The sequence below is a fragment of the Streptomyces sp. NPDC088124 genome, assembly GCF_040685895.1.
In the GTDB taxonomy this organism is placed as follows: domain Bacteria; phylum Actinomycetota; class Actinomycetes; order Streptomycetales; family Streptomycetaceae; genus Streptomyces.
Map to the genome: position 1 here is coordinate 19,449 of NZ_JBFBJB010000057.1, position 25,567 is coordinate 45,015.

The 25,567-nt window shown below is 70.6% G+C and carries 22 protein-coding genes and 1 pseudogene; 10 read left to right on the plus strand and 13 right to left on the minus strand.

Annotated elements, in window-relative coordinates; all coding sequences use genetic code 11:
• Window positions 1–33: 33 nt before the first annotated feature.
• The 3 genes from AB0P17_RS34215 to AB0P17_RS34225 all read right to left on the minus strand — a co-directional run bounded on the left by AB0P17_RS34215 (window position 34) and on the right by AB0P17_RS34225 (window position 4,710).
• Entirely contained in the window at window positions 34–1,551 is a 1,518-nt protein-coding gene (locus tag AB0P17_RS34215; RefSeq protein ID WP_365817230.1) for an FG-GAP and VCBS repeat-containing protein, read from the minus strand.
• 143 nt (window positions 1,552–1,694) lie between these two features.
• The gene (locus AB0P17_RS34220) at window positions 1,695–3,968 is read right to left on the minus strand and encodes a (Fe-S)-binding protein (RefSeq protein ID WP_365817232.1); all 2,274 of its coding nucleotides are present in this window, start codon (window positions 3,966–3,968) and stop codon (window positions 1,695–1,697) included.
• A 73-nt stretch (window positions 3,969–4,041) separates the two neighbouring features.
• Window positions 4,042–4,710 carry a sugar transferase gene (locus AB0P17_RS34225; protein WP_365817234.1) on the minus strand — a complete coding sequence of 223 codons (669 nt, stop codon included), beginning with the start codon at window positions 4,708–4,710 and terminating at the stop codon, window positions 4,042–4,044.
• Window positions 4,711–5,008: 298 nt separating this feature from the next.
• Between AB0P17_RS34225 and dnaK the strand changes: the two genes are divergently transcribed.
• From dnaK to AB0P17_RS34245, 4 genes are all read left to right on the plus strand, one after another.
• Window positions 5,009–6,865, plus strand: a complete 1,857-nt coding sequence (dnaK, locus tag AB0P17_RS34230; RefSeq protein WP_365817236.1) for a molecular chaperone DnaK — start codon at window positions 5,009–5,011, stop codon at window positions 6,863–6,865.
• Window positions 6,862–7,518: a nucleotide exchange factor GrpE gene (gene grpE / locus AB0P17_RS34235; protein ID WP_365817238.1), complete on the plus strand. Its 657-nt coding sequence runs from the start codon at window positions 6,862–6,864 to the stop codon at window positions 7,516–7,518. Before dnaK ends, grpE begins: the two co-directional genes overlap by 4 nt.
• Before the next feature lie 129 nt (window positions 7,519–7,647).
• A complete protein-coding gene (dnaJ, locus tag AB0P17_RS34240) occupies window positions 7,648–8,838 on the plus strand; it encodes a molecular chaperone DnaJ (protein ID WP_365817239.1) in 1,191 nt (396 codons plus the stop codon).
• A 4-nt stretch (window positions 8,839–8,842) separates the two neighbouring features.
• Window positions 8,843–9,319, plus strand: a complete 477-nt coding sequence (locus tag AB0P17_RS34245) for a helix-turn-helix domain-containing protein (RefSeq protein ID WP_365817241.1) — start codon at window positions 8,843–8,845, stop codon at window positions 9,317–9,319.
• 115 nt (window positions 9,320–9,434) lie between these two features.
• On the opposite strand, the gene AB0P17_RS34250 is transcribed toward AB0P17_RS34245, so the two are convergent.
• Both AB0P17_RS34250 and AB0P17_RS34255 read right to left on the minus strand, forming a co-directional pair.
• Window positions 9,435–10,412, minus strand: a complete 978-nt coding sequence (locus AB0P17_RS34250) for a LuxR C-terminal-related transcriptional regulator (RefSeq protein ID WP_365817243.1) — start codon at window positions 10,410–10,412, stop codon at window positions 9,435–9,437.
• 287 nt (window positions 10,413–10,699) lie between these two features.
• Window positions 10,700–11,710: a helix-turn-helix transcriptional regulator gene (locus tag AB0P17_RS34255; protein ID WP_365817245.1), complete on the minus strand. Its 1,011-nt coding sequence runs from the start codon at window positions 11,708–11,710 to the stop codon at window positions 10,700–10,702.
• Between the two features lie 126 nt (window positions 11,711–11,836).
• On the opposite strand from AB0P17_RS34255, the gene AB0P17_RS34260 reads away from it, so the two are divergent.
• The 6 genes and pseudogenes from AB0P17_RS34260 to AB0P17_RS34285 all read left to right on the plus strand — a co-directional run bounded on the left by AB0P17_RS34260 (window position 11,837) and on the right by AB0P17_RS34285 (window position 18,263).
• On the plus strand, window positions 11,837–12,112 hold the full coding sequence (locus AB0P17_RS34260) for a 5'-nucleotidase (protein WP_365817247.1): 276 nt from the start codon (window positions 11,837–11,839) through the stop codon (window positions 12,110–12,112).
• Window positions 12,109–12,432 (plus strand): (2Fe-2S)-binding protein, encoded by a 324-nt coding sequence (locus tag AB0P17_RS34265; protein ID WP_365817249.1) that lies wholly within the window; start codon window positions 12,109–12,111, stop codon window positions 12,430–12,432. The genes AB0P17_RS34260 and AB0P17_RS34265 overlap by 4 nt, the downstream gene beginning before the upstream one ends.
• A gap of 478 nt (window positions 12,433–12,910) precedes the next feature.
• Window positions 12,911–15,577, plus strand: coding sequence for an ATP-dependent chaperone ClpB (gene clpB / locus AB0P17_RS34270; RefSeq protein ID WP_365817251.1), 2,667 nt, complete (start codon window positions 12,911–12,913; stop codon window positions 15,575–15,577).
• A gap of 141 nt (window positions 15,578–15,718) precedes the next feature.
• Window positions 15,719–17,002: an ATP-binding protein gene (locus AB0P17_RS34275; RefSeq protein ID WP_365817253.1), complete on the plus strand. Its 1,284-nt coding sequence runs from the start codon at window positions 15,719–15,721 to the stop codon at window positions 17,000–17,002.
• 196 nt (window positions 17,003–17,198) lie between these two features.
• A pseudogene (locus AB0P17_RS34280) lies at window positions 17,199–17,654 on the plus strand (RloB family protein); the annotation flags it as partial.
• An 81-nt stretch (window positions 17,655–17,735) separates the two neighbouring features.
• Window positions 17,736–18,263 carry a YbjN domain-containing protein gene (locus tag AB0P17_RS34285; protein WP_365817255.1) on the plus strand — a complete coding sequence of 176 codons (528 nt, stop codon included), beginning with the start codon at window positions 17,736–17,738 and terminating at the stop codon, window positions 18,261–18,263.
• A gap of 136 nt (window positions 18,264–18,399) precedes the next feature.
• Here the strand turns inward: AB0P17_RS34285 and AB0P17_RS34290 are convergent, their stop codons facing one another.
• The 8 genes from AB0P17_RS34290 to AB0P17_RS34325 all read right to left on the minus strand — a co-directional run bounded on the left by AB0P17_RS34290 (window position 18,400) and on the right by AB0P17_RS34325 (window position 25,525).
• Window positions 18,400–19,047, minus strand: a complete 648-nt coding sequence (locus AB0P17_RS34290; protein ID WP_365817257.1) for a 2'-5' RNA ligase family protein — start codon at window positions 19,045–19,047, stop codon at window positions 18,400–18,402.
• Window positions 19,044–20,435, minus strand: a complete 1,392-nt coding sequence (locus AB0P17_RS34295; RefSeq protein ID WP_365817259.1) for an extracellular solute-binding protein — start codon at window positions 20,433–20,435, stop codon at window positions 19,044–19,046. The genes AB0P17_RS34290 and AB0P17_RS34295 overlap by 4 nt, the downstream gene beginning before the upstream one ends.
• A gap of 68 nt (window positions 20,436–20,503) precedes the next feature.
• The gene (locus AB0P17_RS34300; protein ID WP_365817261.1) at window positions 20,504–21,319 is read right to left on the minus strand and encodes a carbohydrate ABC transporter permease; all 816 of its coding nucleotides are present in this window, start codon (window positions 21,317–21,319) and stop codon (window positions 20,504–20,506) included.
• Window positions 21,316–22,155 carry a sugar ABC transporter permease gene (locus AB0P17_RS34305; RefSeq protein WP_365817263.1) on the minus strand — a complete coding sequence of 280 codons (840 nt, stop codon included), beginning with the start codon at window positions 22,153–22,155 and terminating at the stop codon, window positions 21,316–21,318. Before AB0P17_RS34305 ends, AB0P17_RS34300 begins: the two co-directional genes overlap by 4 nt.
• Before the next feature lie 304 nt (window positions 22,156–22,459).
• Window positions 22,460–23,521: a LacI family DNA-binding transcriptional regulator gene (locus AB0P17_RS34310; protein ID WP_365817265.1), complete on the minus strand. Its 1,062-nt coding sequence runs from the start codon at window positions 23,519–23,521 to the stop codon at window positions 22,460–22,462.
• Window positions 23,514–24,176, minus strand: a complete 663-nt coding sequence (locus AB0P17_RS34315; protein ID WP_365817267.1) for an HAD family phosphatase — start codon at window positions 24,174–24,176, stop codon at window positions 23,514–23,516. Before AB0P17_RS34315 ends, AB0P17_RS34310 begins: the two co-directional genes overlap by 8 nt.
• Window positions 24,177–24,236: 60 nt before the next feature.
• Window positions 24,237–24,923, minus strand: coding sequence for a class F sortase (locus AB0P17_RS34320; RefSeq protein WP_365817269.1), 687 nt, complete (start codon window positions 24,921–24,923; stop codon window positions 24,237–24,239).
• 290 nt (window positions 24,924–25,213) lie between these two features.
• Window positions 25,214–25,525, minus strand: a complete 312-nt coding sequence (locus tag AB0P17_RS34325; RefSeq protein ID WP_365817294.1) for a sortase-dependent protein — start codon at window positions 25,523–25,525, stop codon at window positions 25,214–25,216.
• Between the last annotated feature and the right edge of the window lie 42 nt (window positions 25,526–25,567).

Consider the following 25,567-nt stretch of genomic DNA (forward strand, 5'->3'; position numbering starts at 1 on the left):
GCGGCGGCTCGCCGTGCCCAGGCCGGGCGGGGCTCAGTGACCGAAGTCCCAGCCGAATGCGTCGCCGGCCGCCGGCTTCAGTCCCAGATCCGCCGGAACGATCCTGCGCGGCCGGTCGGCGCCCGTGTCCTTCTCCGCCAGGCCGTCCGGGCCGCCGCGCAGGACGCGTACCTCCGCGGCCCCGGAGAAGTCCCCCCGCGCCGCGCCGATCGCCAGCTCCGCCGCCCCGTCCCCGTCCGTGTCCAGCAGCGCGAGCCGTGGTGTTCCGGGGAGGCCCGCGAGGTGCTGGGCGCCCGTGCCGGTCAGGCCCTTCTCGCCGCCGCGCACGACGAGGATCATGGTCGAGCCGTCCTTCGCCGGGGCGGTGAAGGCCACGTCGGCGTACCCGTCGCCGTTCACGTCGCCCGCCGTGGCCGCCGCCCCGAAGAAGCAGCCGGTGGAGACCGGCGCGCCCGGCAGTCCCTGCGTCCGGTCGTCGATCGTCGTCGGCTTCGGGGCGCGGCCGCGGCCCGCCCGGCCGCCGTACACGACCGTCAGCCGGCTGCCGCCGTCCGCGATCTGCTCCTCGCCGATGACCTCGCAGGAACGGCCGACGATCACGTCCGCGGTGCCGTCCTTGTCGACATCGGCGGTGAGGGTGTCCGCGCCGTAGACGTTCCTGCCCTGGGCGTCCTTGAGGCGGGTGTACGTGGCCGAGACGCCCCCGGCGCCCCGGACGGTCCCGCGGTGGACGGCGGTGGCGCGCGGGACGGGCATCTCGTCGGCGAAGACATGGGTCCAGGTGACGACGAGGTCGTCCCGGCCGTCGCCGTTCACGTCCCCCGCGGCGGCGAGGCGGGCCGTGTAGTACCCCTCGGAGTCCGGACCGGAGCCGGGGGCGGTGTCGGGGCCGAGGCCGGAGTCGGGGCCGCGGTCCTTCGGGGTGAGGTCCAGTGGCACCGTGGCCGCGGGCGCACCGGCCCGGCTGAACGGGCCGTACGACAGCGTCGCCGTCGACGGCGAGCGCCCCGCGGTGACCAGGTCGGCGTACCCGTCCCCGTCGAAGTCACCGGTGACCGGCGCGCTGCCGGCGAGCCGTGCCCCGCCCGCGAGGCCCTTCTCGCCGCCCCAGACGACGAAGACCGTGTCGGTGCCCGCCCCGGTGATCAGATCCGCCGTCCCGTCCCCGTCGAGGTCGGCCGAGCGGACGGTGCGGCCGAAGGCCCCTCCCTGGCCGGCCTTCCCGAGGTTCAGGCTGTTCTGCGTGATCACCCGGTGGCGGCCCGTGTCCGGGCCGTCCGGTGAGCCGGGCACCACGGCCGCGTACCCGGCGGAGTAGACGCCGTCGACCGTCGCGACGGGGTCGGTCAGGACGAGGTCGCTCACGTGGTCACCGTCGAAGTCGGAGTACGTGGCGGGGGCGGGCGGCGCGGTCGGCGACGGGGGCGGGACCGGCGTACGGGACGGCGCCCCGGTCGTCGCGACCGTCGTGGGGCCGGACGGCCCACCGTCCGGTGGCGTGTCCGCGCCACCACATGCCGTCGCCGCCCCCAGGAGACAGACAAGGCTCACCAGGGGGACCACACGGGCAAGGGCGGGCCTGTCGGCCACCGGACGTTTCCGCATGGCCAGTTGGACCCGCTCGGCCGCCGGATGGTTGTGCCACCGGTACGGGCGCCGTGCCGCGCCCGTACGGAACGGCCCCCGCGAACGGACTACTTCGCCGGTTCGGGCTCCGGGTCCGGCGCGCTCTCCCGCTCCTCCTCCGGCTCCGGGTCGGCCGGCGTCCGTACCGAGTCGAGCAGCAGCTGCGCCACGTCCACCACCTGGAGCGACTCCTTGGCCTGGCCGTCGCCCTTCTTGCCGTTGACCGAGTCCGTCAGCATCACCAGGCAGAACGGGCAGGCCGTCGAGACGATGTCCGGGTTGAGCGAAAGCGCCTCGTCCACCCGCTCGTTGTTGATCCGCTTGCCGATGCGCTCCTCCATCCACATCCGCGCGCCGCCCGCGCCGCAGCAGAAGCCGCGCTCCTTGTGGCGGTGCATCTCCTGCTGGCGCAGACCAGGAACGGCGGACATGATCTCGCGCGGCGGTGTGTAGACCTTGTTGTGCCGGCCCAGGTAGCAGGGGTCGTGGTACGTGATCAGGCCCTCGACCGGTGTCACCGGCACCAGCCTGCCCTCGTCCACGAGGTGCTGGAGCAACTGCGTGTGGTGGATGACCTCGTACTCGCCGCCGAGCTGCGGGTACTCGTTCGCGATGGTGTTGAAGCAGTGCGGGCAGGTCGCGACGATCTTCTTCGACGCCTTGGGCTTCTTCGTCGAGGCGTCCTCGTCATCCTCGCCGTACGCCATGTTCAGCATCGCGACGTTCTCCTGGCCGAGCTGCTGGAACAGCGGCTCGTTGCCCAGCCGGCGGGCCGAGTCGCCCGTGCACTTCTCGTCGCCGCCCATGATGGCGAACTTCACGCCGGCGATGTGGAGGAGCTCGGCGAACGCCTTCGTGGTCTTCTTCGCGCGGTCCTCCAAGGCGCCCGCGCAGCCGACCCAGTAGAGGTAGTCGACCTCCGTCAGGTCCTCGACGTCCCTGCCGACCACCGGCACCTCGAAGTCGACCTCCTTGGTCCACTCCAGGCGCTGCTTCTTGGCCAGCCCCCAGGGATTGCCCTTCTTCTCCAGGTTCTTGAGCATCGTCCCGGCCTCGGAGGGGAAGCTGGACTCGATCATCACCTGGTAGCGGCGCATGTCGACGATGTGGTCGATGTGCTCGATGTCGACCGGGCACTGCTCCACGCACGCGCCACAGGTCGTGCAGGACCACAGCACGTCGGGGTCGATGACGCCGTTCTCCGCGAGAGTGCCGATCAGCGGGCGTTCGGCCTCCGCGAGGGCCGCCGCGGGCACCTCCTTCAGGGCCTCGGCGGTGGCCTTCTCCTCGCCCTCCATCGTCTTGCCGCCGCCGGCCAGCAGATACGGCGCCTTGGCGTGGGCGTGGTCGCGCAGCGACATGATCAGCAGCTTCGGGGAGAGCGGCTTGCCCGTGTTCCAGGCGGGGCACTGCGACTGGCAGCGACCGCACTCCGTGCACGTGGAGAAGTCGAGGATGCCCTTCCAGGAGAAGTGCTCGACCTGGGAGACCCCGAAGATGTCGTCGTCGCCCGGGTCCTCGAAGTCGATCTCCTTGCCGCCGGAGGTCATGGGCCGGAGCGCGCCGAGGGCCGTGGAGCCGTCCGCCTCGCGCTTGAACCAGATGTTGGGGAAGGCGAGGAAACGGTGCCAGGCGACACCCATGTCGGTCTTGAGGGCGACGGTGATCATCCACACCAGCGAGGTGGCGATCTTGATCATGGCGACCAGGTAGACCAGGTTCTGCAGGGTGCTGAGGCTCAGCCCCTTGAAGGCCAGGACCAGGGGGTACGAGACGACGTACGCCGCCTGGTACGAGTCCGCGTGGTGCAGCGCCCCCTCCAGCCCGCGCAGGACGAGGATGGCGATCCCGATGGTCAGGATGACGGCCTCGACGAAGTACGCCTGGCCCAGGTTGGAGCCCGCGAAGCGGGACTTGCGTCCGGCCCGGCCGGGCAGCGAGAGCTGGCGGATGACGATCAGCGTCAGGATGCCGAGCGTGGTCAGCAGGCCGATCAGCTCGACGAAGACCTCGTACGGGGTCCAGTCGCCGATCACCGGCAGCAGCCAGTCGGCCTTGAACAGCTGCCCGAAGGCGTTGACCAGGGTCAGGACGAGCGAGAAGAACCCGACCGCGACGAACCAGTGCGCGACGCCGACGACGCCCCAGGCGTTCATCCGGGTGTGGCCGAGGAACTCCTTGGCCACCGTCATGGTGCGTTGCGCGGGTTCGTCGGTACGTGTCCCGGCGGGCACGGGCTGGCCGAGCCGTACGAAGCGGTAGATCTGCGCGATGGCTCGGGCGAACAGCGCGACACCTACGACGGCGAGTACCAGCGACACGATGATCGCGGCGAGTTGCATTTCGGGGGCTCCTCGGGCCTGCGACGGTGGGAGATCCGGAACCGCGCTCAGACTGATCGTACTAAGCGGTAACTTAATCGGCTCGTGCTGAGGGTACCCACTTATTCCGCCGCAATGTAGCCGTCGGACCGGTGATCTGTGTCGCTGAGCCCACCCTGACCCGCCGCAGGAGCGCGCCGGGTGTGCGGGCGAGGACCGACAGGTCGAGGCCGATCCAGTGCTGCTCCACGTAGTGCTGGTCCAGCAGGGGCGCCTCGTTCCACGGCAGCGCCGAGTGGCGCCGTACCTGCGCGAGCCCGGTCAGCCCGGGCCGTACGAGCTGCCGCCAGGGCGCCGCGGCCGCGGGGGAGCCGAACGCGAGGGGCGCCGGACCGACCAGGGAGAGGTGGCCTCGTACGACATGGGGCAGCCGGGAGAGCAGGTCGAGCCGGAAGCGGCGGGTGCGCAGGGAACTCAGGAGGAAGGGGTGTCCGTTGAGCCCGGTGCGGTAGTCGCGTACGAAGACGCCACCGGCCGGGCGGGAGAGCGCGAGGGCGAGGGCGGCGGCCGCGAGGACGGGCGAGGTGAGGAGCAGCAGGGCCGAGCCGAGGGTCAGGTCGAGCAGGCGCTTGGGTTCGAGGTGCGGGCGGAGCCGGCCGATCCGTTCGAGGTGCGGGCGGAGCCGATCGAGCCGTGCGAGGTGCCGGCCCAGCTGATCGAGCCGCGCGAGGCGCGGGTTCGGTGGCGGGGATGTCCGGGGCATCCAGGGCGTCCAGGGTGTCCGGGGTGTCCAGCGTGTAAGTCGCTTCATGGCCACATCTGACCGTTCTCTGAGCGATTTATGGCTTTTGGTGCAGAACGATCGCATGCTGGACCGGTATGGATCAGGTAGGCACCCCGAGCGGTGTCACCCGTCCCGTCGTGCCCGTTTCGGCGTGTTTCGGTGCGGCCCGGATGCGGGCGCACAATAGTTGAGTCTTATCGACTCAGGTCCTTTGACTCCGTGGGATCTGTGATGCATCCTTGAGCCTGTTCCACTCAAGTCACCTGGAGGAATCGAAATGGCACGTGCGGTCGGCATCGACCTGGGCACGACTAACTCCGTCGTCAGCGTTCTCGAAGGCGGCGAGCCCACCGTCATCACCAACGCAGAGGGCGCCAGGACCACGCCGTCCGTCGTCGCCTTCGCCAAGAACGGCGAGGTGCTCGTCGGCGAGGTCGCGAAGCGCCAGGCGGTCACGAACGTCGACAGGACCATCCGGTCGGTCAAGCGCCACATGGGCACCGACTGGAAGATCAACCTCGACGGCAAGGACTTCAACCCCCAGCAGATGTCGGCCTTCGTGCTGCAGAAGCTGAAGCGGGACGCCGAGGCGTACCTGGGCGAGAAGGTCACCGACGCGGTGATCACCGTCCCGGCGTACTTCAACGACTCGGAGCGCCAGGCCACCAAGGAGGCCGGCGAGATCGCGGGCCTGAACGTCCTGCGTATCGTCAACGAGCCGACGGCGGCCGCCCTGGCCTACGGGCTCGACAAGGACGACCAGACCATCCTCGTCTTCGACCTCGGTGGCGGTACGTTCGACGTCTCGCTGCTGGAGATCGGCGACGGCGTCGTCGAGGTGAAGGCCACCAACGGTGACAACCACCTCGGTGGTGACGACTGGGACCAGCGTCTCGTCGACTACCTGGTGAAGCAGTTCGCCAACGGCCACGGCGTGGACCTGTCCAAGGACAAGATGGCTCTCCAGCGTCTCCGCGAGGCCGCGGAGAAGGCGAAGATCGAGCTGTCGTCCTCCACGGAGACCACGATCAACCTGCCGTACATCACGGCGTCCGCCGAGGGCCCGCTGCACCTGGACGAGAAGGTCACCCGCTCCCAGTTCCAGCAGCTCACGGCCGACCTGCTGGACCGGTGCAAGACCCCGTTCCACAACGTCATCAAGGACGCGGGCATCCAGCTCTCCGAGATCGACCACGTGGTGCTCGTCGGTGGTTCGACGCGTATGCCCGCCGTCGCCGAGCTCGTCAAGGAGCTGACCGGTGGCCGCGAGGCCAACAAGGGCGTCAACCCGGACGAGGTCGTCGCCATCGGCGCCGTGCTCCAGGCCGGTGTCCTGAAGGGTGAGGTCAAGGACGTCCTGCTCCTCGACGTCACCCCGCTGTCCCTGGGTATCGAGACCAAGGGCGGCATCATGACCAAGCTCATCGAGCGGAACACCACGATTCCGACGAAGCGCTCGGAGATCTTCACGACGGCCGAGGACAACCAGCCGTCCGTGCAGATCCAGGTCTACCAGGGCGAGCGCGAGATCGCCGCGTACAACAAGAAGCTCGGTATGTTCGAGCTGACCGGTCTGCCGCCCGCGCCGCGCGGTGTGCCGCAGATCGAGGTCGCCTTCGACATCGACGCCAACGGCATCATGCACGTGGCCGCGAAGGACCTCGGCACCGGCAAGGAGCAGAAGATGACCGTCACCGGTGGCTCCTCGCTGCCGAAGGACGAGGTCAACCGGATGCGCGAAGAGGCCGAGAAGTACGCGGACGAGGACCACCGCCGCCGCGAGGCCGCGGAGACCCGCAACCAGGCCGAGCAGCTCGTCTACCAGACCGAGAAGTTCCTCAAGGACAACGAGGAGAAGGTCCCCGGCGAGATCAAGACCGAGGTCGAGACGGCGATCGCCGACCTCAAGGAGAAGCTGAAGGGCGAGGACACCGCCGAGATCCGTACCGCCACGGAGAAGGTCGCGGCCGTGTCCCAGAAGCTCGGACAGGCGATGTACGCGGACGCCCAGGCGTCCGGTGCCGCGCCCGGTCCCGACGGTGCCGCGGGCGCCGGTCAGGCCAAGCCCGAGGACGACGTCGTGGACGCCGAGATCGTCGACGACGAGAAGCCCAGGAAGGACGGTGCGGCGTGACAGAGGAGACCCCGGGCTTCGACGAGAAGCCCGATGTCCCCTCCGGCGCCGACGACGCCACGCCGAAGGCCGCCGAGCCGGACTCCGCGAAGGAGTCCGGGCCGGCGGCCCCCGCCGGGGACATCCAGGACGCGGGCCTGCTGGCCCAGCTCGACCAGGTCCGTACGGCGCTCGGTGAGCGCACGGCAGACCTCCAGCGGCTCCAGGCCGAGTACCAGAACTACCGCAGGCGCGTGGAGCGGGACCGGGTCTCCGTCAAGGAGATCGCGGTCGCGAACCTGCTCACCGAACTCCTGCCCGTGCTCGACGACATCGGGCGGGCGCGGGACCACGACGAGCTCGTCGGCGGCTTCAAGTCCGTCGCCGAGTCGCTGGAAGCGGTCACGGTCAAGCTGGGTCTCCAGCCGTTCGGTACGGAGGGCGAGCCCTTCGACCCGACGATCCACGAGGCCCTGATGCACTCGTACGCGCCGGACGTCACGGAGACGACGTGCGTCGCGATCCTCCAGCCCGGGTATCGGTTCGGCGAGCGCACGATCAGGCCCGCCCGGGTCGCGGTGGCCGAGCCGCAGCCGGGTGGCAAGACCAAGTCCGCCGAGGAGCAGGCGGAGTCGGCCGATGACAAGGAGAACGGTGGGCCCGAACAGGGCTGACGGAGACGGCACGGAGCACGCCGTCGGTAACCGGGACGCGGCCGGCGCACGACGCGCCGGCGGCGTTCCGGACACAGGTGACGCGGTGACCGGCGGTGCCGGTGCGGGCGGAGAGGAGGGACGTCGGGGATGAGCACGAAGGACTTCGTGGAGAAGGACTACTACAAGGTTCTCGGCGTTCCGAAGGACGCCACCGAGGCCGAGATCAAGAAGGCGTACCGGAAGCTCGCCCGCGAGTTCCACCCGGACGCCAACAAGGGCGACGCCAAGGCGGAGGAGCGCTTCAAGGAGATCTCCGAGGCGAACGACATCCTCGGCGACCCCAAGCGGCGCAAGGAGTACGACGAGGCGCGCTCGCTCTTCGGCAACGGCGGGTTCCGGCCGGGGCCCGGCGCGGGCGGCAACGGCTCGTTCAACTTCGACCTGGGCGACCTCTTCGGCGGCGGCCAGGGCGGCGCGCAGGGCGGCCCGGCCGGTGCCGGCGGCTTCGGCGGCGGGCTCGGTGACGTCTTCGGCGGGCTGTTCAACCGCGGCGGCCCCGGCACCCGTACGCAGCCGCGCCGCGGCCAGGACATCGACACCGAGGTGACGCTCAGCTTCACGGAGGCCGTCGACGGGGCCACCGTCCCGCTGCGGATGTCCAGCCAGGCGCCCTGCAAGGCGTGTTCGGGCACCGGCGACAAGAACGGCTCCCCGCGGGTCTGCCCGACCTGTGTGGGCACCGGACAGGTCTCGCGCGGCTCGGGCGGCGGCTTCTCGCTGACCGACCCGTGCGTGGACTGCAAGGGGCGCGGGCTGATCGCCCAGGACCCGTGCGAGGTCTGCAAGGGCAGCGGACGGGCCAGGTCCTCGCGGACCATGCAGGTCCGCATCCCCGCGGGCGTCAGCGACGGCCAGCGGATCAGGCTCCGGGGCAAGGGCGCTCCCGGCGAGCGCGGCGGCCCGGGCGGCGACCTGTACGTCGTCGTGCACGTCGACGCGCACCCGGTCTTCGGCCGCAGGGACGACAACCTCACCATCACGGTGCCCGTCACGTTCGCGGAGGCGGCGCTCGGCGGCGAGGTGCGGGTTCCCACGCTGGGTGGCCCACCGGTCACGCTGAAGCTGCCCGCGGGCACCCCCAACGGCCGTACGATGCGGGCCCGTGGCAAGGGCGCCGTACGCAAGGACGGCAGCCGCGGCGACCTGCTGGTGACCGTCGAGGTGGTCGTGCCCAGGGACCTCGGCGGCCAGGCGCGCGACGCGCTGGAGGCATACCGGAAGGCGACCGCGGACGAGAACCCGCGGGCGGAGCTGTTCCAGGCGGCGAAGGGAGCATGACCCGATGGACAGGGACGGGCGGCGGCGGCCGTCCTCATCGTTCGGCAGGGCGTACGCGCTGACCGAGGAGACGCCGGTGTACGTCATCTCGGTGGCGGCACAGCTCTCCGGGCTGCACCCGCAGACCCTGAGGCAGTACGACCGTCTCGGCCTGGTCTCCCCGGACCGTACGGCGGGCCGCGGGCGCCGCTACTCGGCCCGGGACATCGAACTGCTCCGGCAGGTGCAGCAGCTCTCGCAGGACGAGGGCATCAATCTGGCCGGAATCAAGCGCATCATCGAGCTGGAGAACCAGGTCGCCGCGCTCCAGGCCAGGGTCGCCGAGCTGGCGTCCGCGGTGGACGGCGCCGCGGCGGCGATGCAGCAGCGCGAGGCGCAGGTGCACGCCTCGTACCGCCGGGACCTGGTGCCGTACCAGGACGTGCAGCAGACGAGCGCGCTGGTGGTGTGGCGCCCGAAGCCCAAGCGCCCGACGGACTGACCCGGCGGACTGACCTGACGGACTGCCGACTGCCGACTGCCGCGGAACGCCCGGCCGGGATCTCCCCGGCCGGGCGTTCCGCGTGTTCGCGCGCGCTCGTCCCGCTCGGGTGCGATCAGCCCCGTTTGCGCTCCTCGGCGGCGGCCTCGGACCCCCACCACACCCCGAGCGAGAAGAGCGTGTCCACGCCGACGACCTCGTACAGCTTGTTCAGGTCGGTGTTGACGGTGCGCAGGCTGACGTCCAGTTCGCTGGCGATCTGCTTGAGGGTGCGGCCCTCGCGGAGCTTGTTGAGGATGCGCCGGGAGCGGCCCGTCGTGACGATCCCCTCCCGCGGCCGGAACCGGCCGCCCATCCAGGGCTCGGCCCGCTCCCACTGCTGTTCGAAGAGGTGGTGGAGGAAAGCCACCATGCCGGGGTGCGTCACTTTGAACGCGGTCATTCTGTTCGGCTCGTCCCGGTGGTCGGAAATGATGGCGAATCTTCTGTCCACGAGGATCATTCGCTCGAAATCGGAGGCGAGCGTGCGAATCTCCGCGCCGTGCGCGCTCATGGTCGTCGCCCACTCCTGTTCCGCGGCGCGGGTGCGGGCGGATTCGGAGTAAATGGTGCGGCGGGTGATGCCGCGTTCCAGGAGCTTGATCTCGCGGGGGATGACCGCGGCCAGGCCCTCCGGCTTTCGGTTTACCGGGTGCGCCGTGTACATGTGGGACCGCGCGTAATCCGCCGCCTGCATGATGGCGGCGTTGACGTGTTCGAGGCGGTCCAGAAACTCGATTCCGTTTCCGGTGGGCGAGCCGTACGTTCCCAGCTCGCGGTAGAGATCGGCGAGTTGCCGCATGCGCTGGAGGTGGCGGGCTATGCCGGCCCGCTCCTCGGCCATGGCGGTCTCCTCGGCATGGCGCAGGTCGGCCATGCCCCACCGGTCGTTGTGCGGGTCGTGGACCGCCAGGCCGAGGGCGATCAGTTCGGTGCAGCCGGGCTCGGCGCGCCCGACCTGCTCGCCCCGGACGAACCGGTCGAGCAGGGCGCGCGCCTCCGCCGACACATCGGGCGACGGTCCTCTGTGGGTCACCGCGTCCGGTTGTGTCATATGTCCCTCCTGCGTGGTTCCGCAGTGCTGCACGGTTCCGCAGTGCGCATCAGTGCAGTCGCGTTTCGCTTGATCCGGACAGGCCGAAGCCGCACTCTACAGAGAGTGACTGCGGACGTCGCCGGGTTCTCGCCGTGCAACGGCGGGTTTTAGGCGTCCGGTTCGGGGAATTCGCGCTGTTTCAGGTCGGTTCGGATTCGGATTGCGGGTTTCCTCTGTTTGTTCGGTGTGGGGTTCGTTGTGTGCGGTGTGGAGCGAGGTATGTCGGGGTGTATCGAAATGCCGGGTCAGCGCTCCTGGTCCAGGATTCCCGAGTGTGCGATGAGATAGCCGAGTTGCGCCCTGCTGCCGCTGCCGAGCGTGGTGGCGAGTTTGGCGATGTGGGCGCGGCAGGTCCGTACGTTCATCCCCAGCCGGCGGGCGATGGCCTCGTCCACGTATCCCTCGATGAGCAGCCTCGCGATGGAGCGCTGGACGCCGGAGATGCCGTCGGGGGTCGGCTCGTACGCGACCTGTTCGGTCAGGGGGGTGGCGCGTCGCCAGAGCTGCTCGAAGACCTGGGCCAGGTAGTCGACGAGCGCCGGGTGGCGCAGCTCCAGGGCGACCTCCCGGTCGGAGCGCGCCGGGATGTACGCGACGGTGCGGTCGAAGATGATCAGTCGCTCGACCAGCTCCTCCAGCGTCCGGATCTCGACGTTTCCCTCGGCGAGACGTTCGGCGTAGACGAGCGTGCCCTGGCCGTGCCGGACGGTGTGCTGGTAGAGCGTGCGGATGCTGACGCCGCGGTCCACCACGGTCCGGCCGCGCTCCAGCCCCTGTTCGAGCGCGTCCACGCTGCGGACACCGCCCGGCTGCACGGTGAGGACCTCGGTCCTGCACGCGGCCGTGGAGAGGTCGATCGCCGCGTTGATCCGGCCCTTGCCCTCCAGGACGGTGATCGCGTGGGTGCTCGGCGGCCCCTGCGAGGCGATCGCCATGAACGGCTCGAAAGCGTCGGTCAGCGCGACGGCGAAGTGCCTCCGCTCCTGGATCTCCCGCTCGATGGGGTTGAGGCGCTGGGAGAGCGCGGCCGACGGCGGAACCGGTCGCAGCCAGTCCGGATCGTCCGGGTCCGGATGCAGGAGTGGGAACTCCATCAGACAGGGGGCGGTCACGATCTCGCTCCGGGCGATGCGCCCGGAGCGCAGCGCACTGGCGTAAAGCCGCCTGCCGTCTTCACATAGATCAGTGACGGCATGGGGATGTGTCGGTTTTGTGATGCTTTCGGTCAAATCTCCACCCCTCAGGGTCCTGAACATGCAGGAACATGATGCCTCGTCCCGGTGGTGTTGACGTGTCCGAATGAGACATCGTCTAGATGGCGGGGGAGAGGAATCCATCAAGTGAGGACGAAGCCGACTATGTATCAGAGAATGCTTCGCGCGGTGGTGGCCACTGCTTTCTCTACGGCTCTGGCCTTCGGTGCGCTGGCTGCTGTCGGGGAGATCTCCTGGACCAGTGCGCCGACGGGTGCGGCCCACCAGGCCGCCGCGGTGGGGGAGATCTCCTGGACCAGCACGCCGGCCGGAACCGCCGTCCGGGCCGCGGGCGCGGGCACGAAGGAGATTTCGTGGACGGTGGCCCCCAAGGCCGCCTCCGGTGACGCCGGTGACTCTGGTGACATCGAATGGGGCAGCACCCCGGCCGGCACCGAGGCATGACCGTCCCGCCGGACGATCGGGTCTTCCGGCGCGAGATGGCCACGGCGTACCGATCGGGATGGCACTTCATCGATCTGGTCACGGCCATTCCCCACCGAGGAGACTCGTTGATGGTCACTCTCTTCGGAGAGCCGATCGTCGTCGTGCGCGAGGAGGACGAGGACGTACGCGCCTACCGCTGCCTCCGCAGGCCGCGCGGCGCCCCGCGCCCGGTCCGCTGCGCCATCCGCTACGACATGATCTTCGTCAACCTCGACCAGCGTGACCACCAGCTGGTCGGAGCACCACAGACCACCCTCGCCACCCCCCGCAGTGCCTGAGCGATTCCCCCGTCGTTCCAAATCGTTCAGGCGCTTCCCCCACACAACGGCGCCATCGTGGACCTGAAACACGATGGCGCCGTTGTGCTGCCCGGATTCCTCCGGGCAGCTGCCCCGGATCCCCCCCCGGCCCGGTGCCCTTCCGGCCCGGCACGCGTGACCTCGCGTGCCGGGCCTTTTGGTGTGTACGGGTGGCGCCCGGGCGAGCACCGGTGGTGCTCGCGCCGGAACGCGAGAAAAATCGGGCTCGGGGAGCGGGGTTCCGGGCGCCACTCCAGGCTTGAGTGGAATAGACTCAACTTTGCGTAGGTTCTTGCTATCAGGATGCGGCGGGACGGATGAGACCGGAGCGGCGTTTTTCCGTATCTGTAGGTGATCACGCAAGATCGAAAGATCGCGCAGGTCACGCACGTCACGCAGGTCACGCAACATCGCAGGAACGCGCGCGCAGAACTCGTGCAAGGAGGAGAGGGCACACGTGGACGCCGAGCTGACCAACAAGAGCCGGGATGCGATCAACTCCGCCACCAGCCGGGCGGTGGCGGCGGGACATCCCGACCTGACCCCGGCCCATCTGCTGCTCGCGCTGCTGGAGGGCCAGGAGAACGAGAACGTCACCGACCTGCTGGCCGCCGTCGAGGCGGACCAGGCGGCCGTACGGTCGGCCACCGAGCGGCTGCTCGCCGCCCTGCCCAGCGTCACCGGATCGACCGTCGCTCCCCCGCAGCCCAACCGTGACCTGCTCGCCGTCATCGCGGACGCGGGCCGCCGGGCGAAGGAGCTGGGCGACGACTACCTCTCCACCGAGCACCTGCTCATCGGCATCGCCGCCAAGGGCGGCCAGACCGGGGAGATACTGGCCCGGCAGGGAGCCGCCGCGGACCGGCTCCTGGACGCGTTCGAGAAGTCGAGGGGAGGGCGCCGGGTGACCACACCCGACCCGGAGGGCCAGTACAAGGCCCTGGAGAAGTTCGGCACCGATTTCACCGCCGCCGCCCGGGACGGCAAGCTCGACCCCGTCATCGGCCGGGACCACGAGATCCGCCGCGTGGTGCAGGTGCTGTCGCGCCGTACGAAGAACAACCCGGTGCTGATCGGTGAGCCCGGCGTCGGCAAGACCGCCGTGGTCGAGGGGCTCGCGCAGCGCATCGTCAAGGGCGACGTGCCGGAGTCGCTCAAGAACAAGCGGCTGGTTTCGCTGGACCTCGGCGCGATGGTCGCGGGCGCCAAGTACCGCGGCGAGTTCGAGGAACGCCTCAAGACCGTCCTCTCCGAGATCAAGGAGAGCGACGGACAGATCATCACCTTCATCGACGAGCTGCACACCGTCGTCGGCGCGGGCGCCGGCGGCGACTCCTCGATGGACGCGGGCAACATGCTCAAGCCGATGCTGGCCCGCGGCGAGCTGCGCATGGTCGGCGCGACCACCCTCGACGAGTACCGCGAGCGGATCGAGAAGGACGCCGCCCTGGAACGCCGCTTCCAGCAGGTGCTGGTCGCCGAGCCGACCGTCGAGGACACCATCGCGATCCTGCGCGGGCTCAAGGGCCGTTACGAGGCCCACCACAAGGTGCAGATCGCGGACGCGGCCCTGGTGGCCGCCGCCGCCCTCTCCGACCGCTACATCACCTCGCGCTTCCTCCCCGACAAGGCCATCGACCTCGTCGACGAGGCCGCGTCCCGGCTCCGTATGGAGATCGACTCCTCGCCGCTGGAGATCGACGAGCTCCAGCGCTCCGTCGACCGCCTCCGCATGGAGGAGCTGGCCCTCAAGAACGAGTCCGACCCCGCCTCCAAGCAGCGTCTGGAGAAGCTGCGCCGCGACCTCGCCGACCGCGAGGAGGAGCTGCGCGGCCTCACCGCCCGCTGGGAGAAGGAGAAGCAGGGCCTGAACCGGGTCGGTGAGCTGAAGGAACGCCTGGACGACCTGCGCGGCCAGGCCGAGCGGGCGCAGCGCGACGGCGACTTCGACACCGCCTCCAAGCTGCTGTACGGCGAGATCCCCAACCTGGAGCGGGAGCTGGAGGCGGCCGCGGAGGCCGAGCAGGAGGCCGCCAAGGACACGATGGTCAAGGAGGAGGTCGGCCCGGACGACATCGCCGACGTCGTCGGCTCCTGGACCGGTATCCCCGCGGGCCGGCTGCTGGAGGGCGAGACGCAGAAGCTGCTGCGCATGGAGCAGGAGCTGGGCAGGCGGCTGATCGGCCAGAGCGAGGCGGTCCAGGCCGTCTCCGACGCGGTACGCCGCACCCGCGCCGGCATCGCGGACCCCGACCGGCCCACAGGATCGTTCCTCTTCCTCGGCCCGACGGGCGTGGGCAAGACGGAACTGGCCAAGGCGCTCGCGGACTTCCTCTTCGACGACGAGCGGGCCATGGTCCGCATCGACATGAGCGAGTACGGCGAGAAGCACTCAGTGGCCCGCCTGGTCGGCGCGCCTCCCGGCTACGTCGGCTACGAGGAGGGCGGCCAGCTCACCGAGGCGGTACGGCGGCGCCCGTACTCCGTGGTCCTCCTGGACGAGGTCGAGAAGGCCCACCCCGAGGTCTTCGACGTGCTGCTCCAGGTCCTGGACGACGGCCGCCTCACCGACGGCCAGGGCCGGACGGTCGACTTCCGGAACACCATCCTGATCCTGACGTCGAACCTGGGCAGCCAGTACCTGGTCGACCCGACGATCACCCCGGAACGCAAGAAGGAGCAGGTCCTCCAGACCGTACGGGCCTCCTTCAAGCCGGAGTTCCTCAACCGCCTGGACGACCTGGTGGTCTTCTCCGCCCTGTCCAGGGACGAGCTGGCCCACATCGCGGGCCTCCAGATCGACCGCCTCGCCCAGCGCCTCGCGGAACGCCGCCTCATCCTGGAGGTCACCCCGGAGGCCCTGGACTGGCTCGCGGAAGAGGGCAACGACCCGGCCTACGGCGCCCGCCCCCTGCGCCGCCTGGTCCAGACGGCGATCGGCGACCAGCTCGCGAAGGAGATCCTGGCGGGGGACATCACGGACGGCGACACGGTCCGGGTCGACCGGGTGGGCGACGGCCTGATGGTGGGCCGGGGCACGGCGGACCCGCGAACGACCGGGCGCGCGGACCTGTGGACGGGCCGCGGCGCGCCGGAGGGGCCGTCCCTGGAGAAGGCGCCGTAGAAGGCATCCGGGTCCCGACAGGCCCGTCACCCGCCCGGGTGGCGGGCCTGTCCACGTTCGTGGACACGCACAAACATGACTCTGGATCCGCCTTTCGCGATTCACTTGTTCACAAAGCTCTTTTAGGGGGTGGCACTCTCCATGTTGCTGAGCTTCCGTGTCGCCAACCACGGCTCCCTGCGTGAGCCGCAGGAGCTGAACCTCGCCCCGGTGTACGAGGACGACCGGCCCGCGGTGCCGGTGGCGGCGATCTTCGGGGCGAACGCTTCGGGCAAGTCCACGGTGGTGATTGCCTTCGACTTCTTCACGTCGGCGGTGCGTGATTCGCAGGCCCGCTGGCTGCCGGGCGGCCCCGTATCGCGCCGCCCCTTCCTCCTCGATCACCAGAGCCGGGCCGAGCCGTCGTCGTACGCCGTCGACCTTTTGGTGGAGGGGGTGCGGTACGTGTACGGCTTCAGCGTCACCGACGCGGAGGTCGTGGAGGAGTGGCTGTACGCCTATCCCAAGACCCGTAAGCGCGTCCTCTTTGAACGGGCCCGCATGGCCATGACGTACGGCGCCTCACTCACCGGTGAGCGCATGGCCGTCGAGCGCACGATGCGGCCGAACAGCCTCTATCTCTCGGCCGGGGCGCAGTCCGCGCATCCGCAGCTCGGGGCGGTATGGCGCGCTCTGGACGGGATGATCCTGGGGGACGGCAGCCGGCAGGCGATGACCGAGTTCGGCACGGCGCTGGTCGATATGTACAAGTGGCTCGAAGACGCGGGGCTGCCGCTCAGAGCGGATGTTCTGGCGGCCGCCGATCTGGGTGTGCACGACATGCGGAGTGGCCCGACGGGCAATGAGGCTTTCGCCTCGATCCAGCGGGTGCTGGCCGAGCAGCGGTGGGAGCCGCCGGAGGGCTTCGAGGCTGCTGCGGCCCGTTCGCTCGAATTCGTCCACCGGGTCGGTGACGAGGAGTTCGTTCTCCCGGTGGAGGCCGAATCGGCGGGCACCAAGACCTGGCTCTCCATGGTGACCACAGCACTCTCGTGCGTCCTCCGCGGGTCGGCCATGTGGGTGGACGAGATCGACGTGAGCCTCCATCCCCTGCTCACCGCCAAGCTCCTCACCCTCTTCCAGGACCCGGAGCTGAACCCGCTCGGCGCCCAGCTCATCTTCACGACGCACGACGCCTCGCTCCTCGGCACGATGCTCGGCGACCAGGTGCTCCGCCGTGACCAGGTCTGGTTCGTGGAGAAGAGCCCCGCGACCGGCGCCTCGGAGCTGTATCCGCTCAGCGACTTCAAGCCGCGCAAGGGCGAGAACTTCGAGCGCCGCTATCTGGCGGGCAGCTACGGCGCCGTACCGCTTCTGCCGGAGACGGCCTTCGAGGACATGCTCAAGAAATACTGGGGGACTCGTGGCGAAGGCGTTTCCGCGTAAGGGATCGGGTCGGCGGCGCGGTCCGGTCCGGCGGTCCTCGCGGACGCTGCTGGTCGTCTGCGGCAGCAAGGAGACCGAGCGCCAGTATCTCCAGGGGTTGCAACACCGTTCGGGACGTTCGGCTGAGCACGAGCACGAGCCCTGGCAACAGGACTCACTCCCACTCAGTCTCTAGGAACGGTTACGTGACCACCTCCGTAGCCCTGCGGTCTCCGTCGTCGTGCGCGGCAAGGCGTGCTCCCCGACGCAGCTCGTCGCCTACGCCCGTGGTCAGAGGGATCTGAATCGGGGCGGGTACGACGAGGTGTGGTGCGTCTTCGACGTCGACGAGTACCCCGATGTGGCCACCGCGGCCGACGCCGCCCGTCGGCACGGAATCAAGGTCGCCGTCTCCAACCCGTGCTTCGAGCTGTGGCTGCTGCTCCATTTCACCGACCACCACGCGTTTGTCGACACGTACCGGAAACTTCTGCCGCTGCTCCAGAAGCACGTTCCCGGCTACGACAAGACGCGCGTCGAGTTCGTGAAGTGCCGCGACGCGGTGGGCCGGGCGGCGGAACGGGCGCGGAAGCTGGACCCCACCGGCGCCGAGCATGCCCGTAACCCCTCCACGGGGGTGTGGCGGCTCACGGACCGCATGACGAATCCATGACCCGTGCGGACGCGGATGGGCTTGCCAGGGACCGCCCGGGATGGGAGAGGATGGCAGGAACCGTACGAAGGGAAATACACGGTGAGCATCGACCCGTCCTCGATTCCGAATTTCGGGGGACAGCCCCAACCGCAGGGTGAAGGACCGGCGGGCCCCGTCGTCCCCGACCAGGACCTGGTCAAGCAGCTCCTGGAACAGATGGAGCTGAAGTACGTCGTCGACGACGAGGGTGACCTCGCGGCTCCGTGGGAGGAGTTCCGCACGTACTTCATGTTCCGTGGCGAGGAGGACCAGCAGGTCTTCTCGGTGCGGACGTTCTACGACCGGCCGCACCCCATCGCGGACAAGTCCAAGATCCTCGACGCGATCGACGACTGGAACCGCCGCACGCTGTGGCCCAAGGTCTACAGCCACGTCCACGAGGAGGGCGACGGCCCGCCCACCGTGCGGCTCATCGGCGAGGCCCAGATGCTGATCGGCATGGGGGTCAGCCTGGAGCACTTCGTGTCGTCGACGGTGAGCTGGGTGCGCGCCTCGATCGAGTTCGACAAGTGGCTCGTGGAGCAGTTCGGCCTGGAGCCCGGCGACGAGAAGCCCGAGGACGTCTGAGCCACGTCCTTTCTGTCGCGAGCACCGATGAGCCCGCCCCCGGTGTGGGGGCGGGCTCATCGGCGTCCGGGGAGGCGTGGGGCGGGCGGGTCACCGGGCCCGCCGCCTGCCGGGTCCGATGTTCGCGGTTCCCCCGTCACCCCTCGCGCAGCCGCCACGTGTGCAGGTGCTCCCAGGTCAGGGTGGTCCACCAGCGGCCGGACCAGTCGTCGCTGCGGGTCCGGTAGAGGGCGACCGTGTCGCCGGGGAAGGCGTCGGGGAAGGGGACGGGGAGGCCGCGTACGTACTCCTCCAGCTCCTCGGACAGGTCGGGGCGTACGTACATCTCGTGCGAGACGAGCGACAGATGGGCCTCGAAGGTGGCGCGGTCGAAGGTGTGCGGGTCGGGGTTGGGCGCCGGGGTCACCAGCGGGGCCACGGCCCGGTCGACCGCTTCGGCGAGGGCGAGGAAGGCGGGGTTCGGGGTGGTGCCGTCGGCGAGGTGGTGGACCCCGAGGACCAGGCCCACGCCTTGCCGGCGGACCCCGGCGTTGTGGACGGTGAAGGGCGCGACGCCGGCGATCCCCCGGGTCACCGCCGCGATGATCTCGTCCACGGGCGCGGTGATGTGCTGGCTGCCGACGAGCGTCGCGTGCGGCGGGAAGGCGCCCGCGGAGACGAACCCGTACTGGGCGCGGACCTGGCCGGTCAGCGCGGTCACGGCCGCGCAGGTGGCGGGGTCGGGCCGCAGGTAGACGCCGTAGCGGTACGGGTCACCCGGGGCCTTGGCGAATCGCTCGGTCACTGGCCTGCCTGCTTCCGGTAGTCGTCGATCTTGGTGGTCGCGGCCTTCTCGGCCCGCGTGAGTGCCTTGTCGAGCGGTTCGGCTCCGCTGAAGGCACGCTGCATCTCGGGGACGATCGCGTCCCGGACGCCGGACATCGCGCCGCTCAGACAGCCCGAGGTGGCGGTGTTGGCCGGGGTGTCGGCGAACTGCTTGTCGAGTACGGCGTAGGGCTTGTTCTTCCCGAGGAAGTCCCGCCAGGTGGCCGAGGCGCCGACGTCCGTGTTGATCGGCGCGTAGCCGGACGCCATGGCGAACCGCTCCTGCACCGGGGCGGAGGCCATGTGGCTGATGAACTTCCAGGCGGCGACCTGTTCGGCGTCGCTGTGGCCGACGCGGTCCAGCCACATCGCGGCGCCGCCGATCAGGGCGCCCGCGTCGGAGGCCGGGCCCGAGAGCGGGTAGGGCAGCGCGCTGTACCCCTTCATGCCCGATTCCTTGAGGCCGCCGATGGCGCCGCTGGAGTTGAACATCATCGCGGCCTTGCCGGCGGCGAACGCCGACAGCGCCGCGTTGCCGTCGGTGCCGGTGTCGAGCCCGACGCCCTCCGTGTACAGCTCGGCCATGGTGCCGATCGCCTTGCGCTGGGCGTCGCCCGTCAGCGAGAGCGCGGTGGCGCCGTCGGCCTTCCGGCCGTTGTCCGGGGTGCAGTACGGCGTCCCCGACGCGGCGGTGAGCTGTTCGAACCACCAGCCGTCGAAGGGCTGGACGATTCCCTTGGTCCCGGGCACCGCCGTCCGGACCTTACGGGCCGCGGCGGCCACCCCGTCCAGTGTGGAGAGCGTCGACCGGTCCACGCCCGCGCGGGCCAGCAGCGCGTCGTTGACGTACAGCAGCGGCATCGACGTGTTGAGCGGTACGGCGAGCAACTCGCCCTCGGCGGTGTAGTAGTTGCGGGCCGCGGGGCGCAGCCGGCCGAGGTCGAGGTCGCCGGGGTTGGCGGCGGCCATCGCCTGCGCCGGGACCGTCTGGCCGGCGTCCCGCAGATAGCCCGTGGTGATGTCGTTGGACACCATGACCGTGGGCGTGCTCTTGTCCCGTACGGCCGAGGAGTACTTGGCGATGGCGTCGGCGTAGCTGCCCTGGAACGACGCCTTGACGGTGATCCTGCCCTGGTTGGCCTTGTTGAAGGCGTCGATCTCCTGCTGCAGCGCCTCGCCCGCGGGACCGCCGAGGCCGTGCCAGAGGGTCACGGTCACCGGCCCGGACGCCTTGGCGAGCGCCGAGCGGCCGGGGGCGGCGGCGGAGGCTCCGGAGGGGCTCGTACCGGAGCCTCCTCCGCAGGCGGTCAGCGCCGTCGCCGTGGCTATGGCGAACAGGGCGCCGAGGACGCGGTTTCGTCCGGACATGGCCGGTTCACTCCTTCGTTGATGAGGTGTCGGGGGATGAGGGGCGGACGTGAAGGGGGTGGGTGGGGTCAGGCTCTGACGCGGCCGGCCAGTCCGTTCACCAGGTAGCGCTGGCCGAACAGGACGAGCAGCAGGGTCGGCAGGAGGACCAGCAGCGTCCCCGCGTAGATGACCGCGGGCCGGGTGGTCTGCTCGACGGCGAGCTGGGCGAGGCCGACCTGGATCGTGCGCCGCTGGGGGGAGTCGGTGATCAGCAGCGGCCAGAAGTAGCCGTTCCACGCCGACAGGGCGCACCACAGCGCGGCGGTGACCACCTGGGGGCGCGCCATGGGGAGCACGACGTACAGCAGGGTCCGCAGGTGGCCGCAGCCGTCCAGGCGCGCTGCCTCCCAGACCTCCCTCGGCAGCCCGATGAACGCCTGGCGCAGGAGGAACACCGCGTACCCCGCCGCCAGGTACGGCACGACGACACCGGCCAGGGTGTCCCGCAGGCCGAGGCCGGTCGCCAGCTCGTAGTTGGGGATGACCAGGCTCTCGCCGGGGATGGCCAGGGTGGCGAGTACGAGGGCGAACGCGACGCCGCGCCCGCGCCAGTGGGGGAAGGTGAACGCGTAGGCGGCCAGCGCGGCGGTGACCAGCTGCGCCGCCGACTGCACCGCCGTGACGGCCACGCTCATGCCGTACTGGTGGACCAGCGGGGCCGAACGCAGCGCCTCCCGTACGTTGTCCAGGGTCAGATGCGTGGGCAGCGGGATCAGCCGCCCGGCGACGACATCGCCCTGGGGCAGCAGGGCGGTGGTGACGGTGACGTAGACGGGGAACGCGACGATCACGACGATCACGGTCAGGGCCGACAGGCGGACCGCCTTCGACAGGTGCTTCACGCCGACCTCCTCAGCACGCGGAACTGGACGGCGGTGATCAGTACGACCAGGGCGAGCAGGACCAGCGCGAGGGCGGAGGCCGACCCGAAGTCGGGCAGCGCCTCGCCGAAGGCGCGCCGGTACAGCTCGTGGACGAGCGTGGAGGTGGCGCCGGCCGGGCCTCCCCTGGTGAGGACCTGGACCTGTGTGAACACCTGGAGGCCGCTGATCGTCCCGGTCACCACGAGGAAGACCAGGGTCGGCCGGAGCATCGGGATGATCACCGACCAGGCGGTCCGCAGCTCGGACGCGCCGTCGAGCGCCGCGGCCTCCAGGACCTCCCGGTCGAGCTGGGTCAGGGCGGCGAGCAGGACGAGAAAGGCGAATCCGAACTCGTACCAGGCCGTCGCGACGGAGACGCTCAGCACGGCCCAGACCGGCGACTGCAGCCAGGGCGGGCCGCCGAGACCGAGGCCGGCCAGGAGTTCGTTGACCGTCCCGACCGCCGGGGCGAACAGCCCGGCGAACACCGCCGACGCCGCCGCCGCGGAGTACGCGAACGGCAGGGACAGCAGCACCGACAGGACCGCTCGCGGCCGGCGCCCGGTCCGGCGCAGCAGCAGGGCCGCGGCGAGCGCGCCGCCGACGGAGAGGAGCACGCTCAGGGCGGCGATGACGCCGGTGGTCAGCAGGACCCGGCGCAGCGCCGGATCGGTGACGAGTTCGACGTAGTGGTCCGCGCCGACGAACCGGGTCGGATTGCCCAGCAGATCCGTGCCGTACAGGCTCAGGACGGCGCTGCGGAGGACCGGCCAGTACGCGAAGGCCAGGAGCAGTGCGAGACAGGGCAGGGCCATCAGGGGCCCGGTCGGCAGACGCGGCTTGCCCCGGCGGCGGTCGCCGCGCCGAGGGGGTCCGGAACGAGGGGGTCCGGAGCGAAGTGGAACGTTCCCAATCACGAGTGGAACGTTCCCATCCTCCCCGTGAGGAGAGAAGGAGATGTTCCGTGAACGTTCCGTTAACGCGGATCGGCGCTGATCCGCGAGGATCCGTGTAGATCAGCACGGATCAGCGCTGGTATGTGCGGATATACGACGAGAGGCCGGGGTGGTGCGCGGACCGCTGCCCGCCCACCACCCCGGCCGTAGGTGGCTCAGCCCCTCAGCGCTTGCCCGCCTCGGCGCCGGAGCGCTCCGGTGCCTCCGCGCTCACGCCGGGCGGTGGTGCGGCCGTCCGCCCCGCCACCAGAGCGCCGGACAGCGCCAGGTGATGGTCCGGCGGCTGTTTCCCGTCGAGCAGGCGCACCACGGCGTCGATGGCGCCGCTTCCGATCAGTTCGATCGGCTGGCGCCAGCTCGTCAGGCCGATCAGGGGCGTGCTCAGCGGCCCGATCCCGTCGTAACCGGTGACGGACAGGTCCCCGGGCACGGACACGCCCCGGAGCTGGAGCTGCTCCAGCAGATCGACGGCGTGGCGGTCGCTGGGCGCCATCACCGCGGTGATCCCGGGATGGCGCAGCACCTCCGCCGCCCAGCCGCCGGCCTCCTCGCTGTGCGCCCCCTCGATCTCCAGGACCCGGACGCCCCGCTCCCGCAGGCGCCGGGCCATGGCCCGGGTGCGTGGCGCCATGGTCACCGAGGAGGTCTTCGGCACGGCGATCACCGCGACCTGCCGGTGGCCGAGCCCGGCGATGTGGTCGGCGAGCGCCGCGCCGCCCTCCTCCTCGTCGCAGTAGACGCTGGTGATGCTCCGGTGGGTCTCGGGGCGCCCGGCCACGACGGTCGGCAGCCGCTCGGCGAACGGCACGATCTTCGCGGCGGGCAGCAGCCCGCTGCACACGATCAGCGCCTCGACGCGCAGCATGGCCAGGGTCTCCAGGGCGCGGTACTCGTCGGCCACCGCGAACCGTCCCGAGCCCGTCGTCGTCACCACCCGGTAGCCGTGGAACGCCGCGCGCTCCTGCATCGCCGCGAGCAGCTGACCGTAGAAGGCCGTGGCGGCGTCGCGGACGAACACCCCGACCGTGTACGTACGGTGGGCCACCATGGCGCGGGCGACCGCGTTGACGACGTACCCCAGTTCCGCCGCCGCCTCCAGCACACGCCTGCGGGTCTCCTCGCCGACGCTGCCCCGGCCGGAGACGACACGGGAGACCACCGATTTGGACACCCCCGCGCGGGCGGCGACGTCGATGATCGTCGGATTGCGGGGCCGCTCAGCCATCGAGCGGACCTCCCGGCCGTACGAGCCCGTCGCGCAACCCCTCCCGGGCGAGGACCTGGCGCGCGTCCTCGCAGCCGGTCCACACGTGGGCGCGCCAGCCGTGGGCGCGGGCCGCCGCGACGTTCCCGGGCCGGTCGTCGAAGAACACGACGTTCGCGGGCGAGAACCCCAGCCGGTCGTCCGCGGCCCGGTAGACCCGCGGATCCGGCTTGAGCAGACCGACGTCGGACGAGAAGACCAGGCCCTGGAAGACGGCGCTCCACGCCGACCGCCGCACCGCGTCCGCCAGCGACGCCGGGGCGTTGGACAGCACGCCCAGCGGTATGCCGGAGGCCGCGAGCGAGGACAGCATCGCCGTCACGTCGTCCGCGATCCGCGACCAGCCCGCGACGTCGATCCGGTCGAGGCGGCCGACCCACTCCGCGTCCAGCCGGCGCCCGAGTGCGGCACCGACCCGCTGCCAGTACGCGGCAGGGGCGTCACCCTCGTCGTAGCTGTCCCGGTAGGCCCAGTAGGGCTCGGCCAGTTCATCCCGCGGCACGTCGAGCGCGGCGGAGAGCGCGGCCAGCGCACCGCCGGACGGCACCAGGACACCACCGAGGTCGTAGACGACCGCCGTCGCCGTCGTTTCGGAAGAAGAATGGGAACGTTCCACAAGCCGGGATCATAACGGACCGGGGCCGCGCACCGACAGGGCGTCGTGCCGGTTCTCCGGTCAGGCAGGCGTCGCGTAGACGATGAGGTTGTTCACCGGGTGCCCCTCGGCGTCGAAGTCGCCGTCGCAGGTGATCAGCCGCAGGACGGGGGTGTCGGTCCGGCCGTAGACCTTGTCGGTGGGGAAGGCGTTCTTGCTGACGCTCTCGGTGTCCTTGACGGTGAAGCGCTTCGCCGCTCCCTCGTCGTCGGTGACGGTGATGGCCGCACCCTTGGTGATCTTCTTCAGGTCGTGGAAGACGGCCTTGCCGTAGCGGGTGTCGTTGTGGCCGATGATGACGGCGGCACCGGCCTCGCCGGGTATCGCGCCGCCGGTGTACCAGCCCGCGGTCATGCCCTTCTCGGCGGGCGGGACCTCGACGGTGCCGTCCTCGTTGAGGCCCAGATCCATCAGCGAACTGCTGATCCCCAGCGAGGGGATGTCGACCTTGGCGGGCGCCGCGGCCTTCCCGGCCCCGGACTCCCCTGCCCCCGGCCCCCCCGCCCCGGACTCTCCTGCCCCCGACTCACCGGCCCCGGACTCACCGCCGGGCGAGGGGGTGCCGACGGCCACGGTGCCGGAGCTTTCCGCGGCGGCCTTTTCGGGGGCGGACGAGCAGCCGGTGAGCAGGGCGAGGACGGCGAGGGTGAGGGCCAGGACGGCCGGCAGGGCGCCAAGTCGCCGTACCGGAGGGTGCGTTGGGGACACGGAAGGCTCCAGGAGGTGGACCGGAGGATGTCACGATGGCGCCGCCCGGGGAGGGCGGCGCCACGGTGATGCCTGATCAGGCGGTATGCGATGAAGCGGTGCAGGGGTGTACGCGTAGGGCGCGAGCCCTGACGGGGTGCGGGCGTCGGACGCCGGGGCGGATCGGACCCGCTACGGGTCGGACCCGCTACGGGTCAGGCGCGCGGCGGTCGGACGCACTGCGGATCAGTCGTGCTACCGGATCGGAAGCGCTACGGATCAGTCGTGCTGCGGATCGGACGCGCTACGGGTCAGCCGTTGGCGCGCGCGGCCGAACGGCGGCGGATGACGAAGGTGCCCGCTCCCGCGAGCAGCATCGCGCCGGCGGCCGTACCGGCCAGGGGCGCCACACCGTTGCTGCTGGCCGGGGCCTCGCCCGCGGCGACCGCGCCGCGCGGGGCCGCCTGCGACGCGGCCTTGGCCTTCTCGACGGCCCGCGCCTTCATCGCCGCGGCGTCCTCCGCCCGCTTCGCCTTCTCGCTCGGGGCGTCGCCCGCGGCGACCGCGCCACGCGGGGCCGCCTGCGACGCGGCCTTGGCCTTCTCGACGGCCCGCGCCTTCATCGCCGCGGCGTCCTCCGCCCGCTTCGCCTTCTCGCTCGGGGC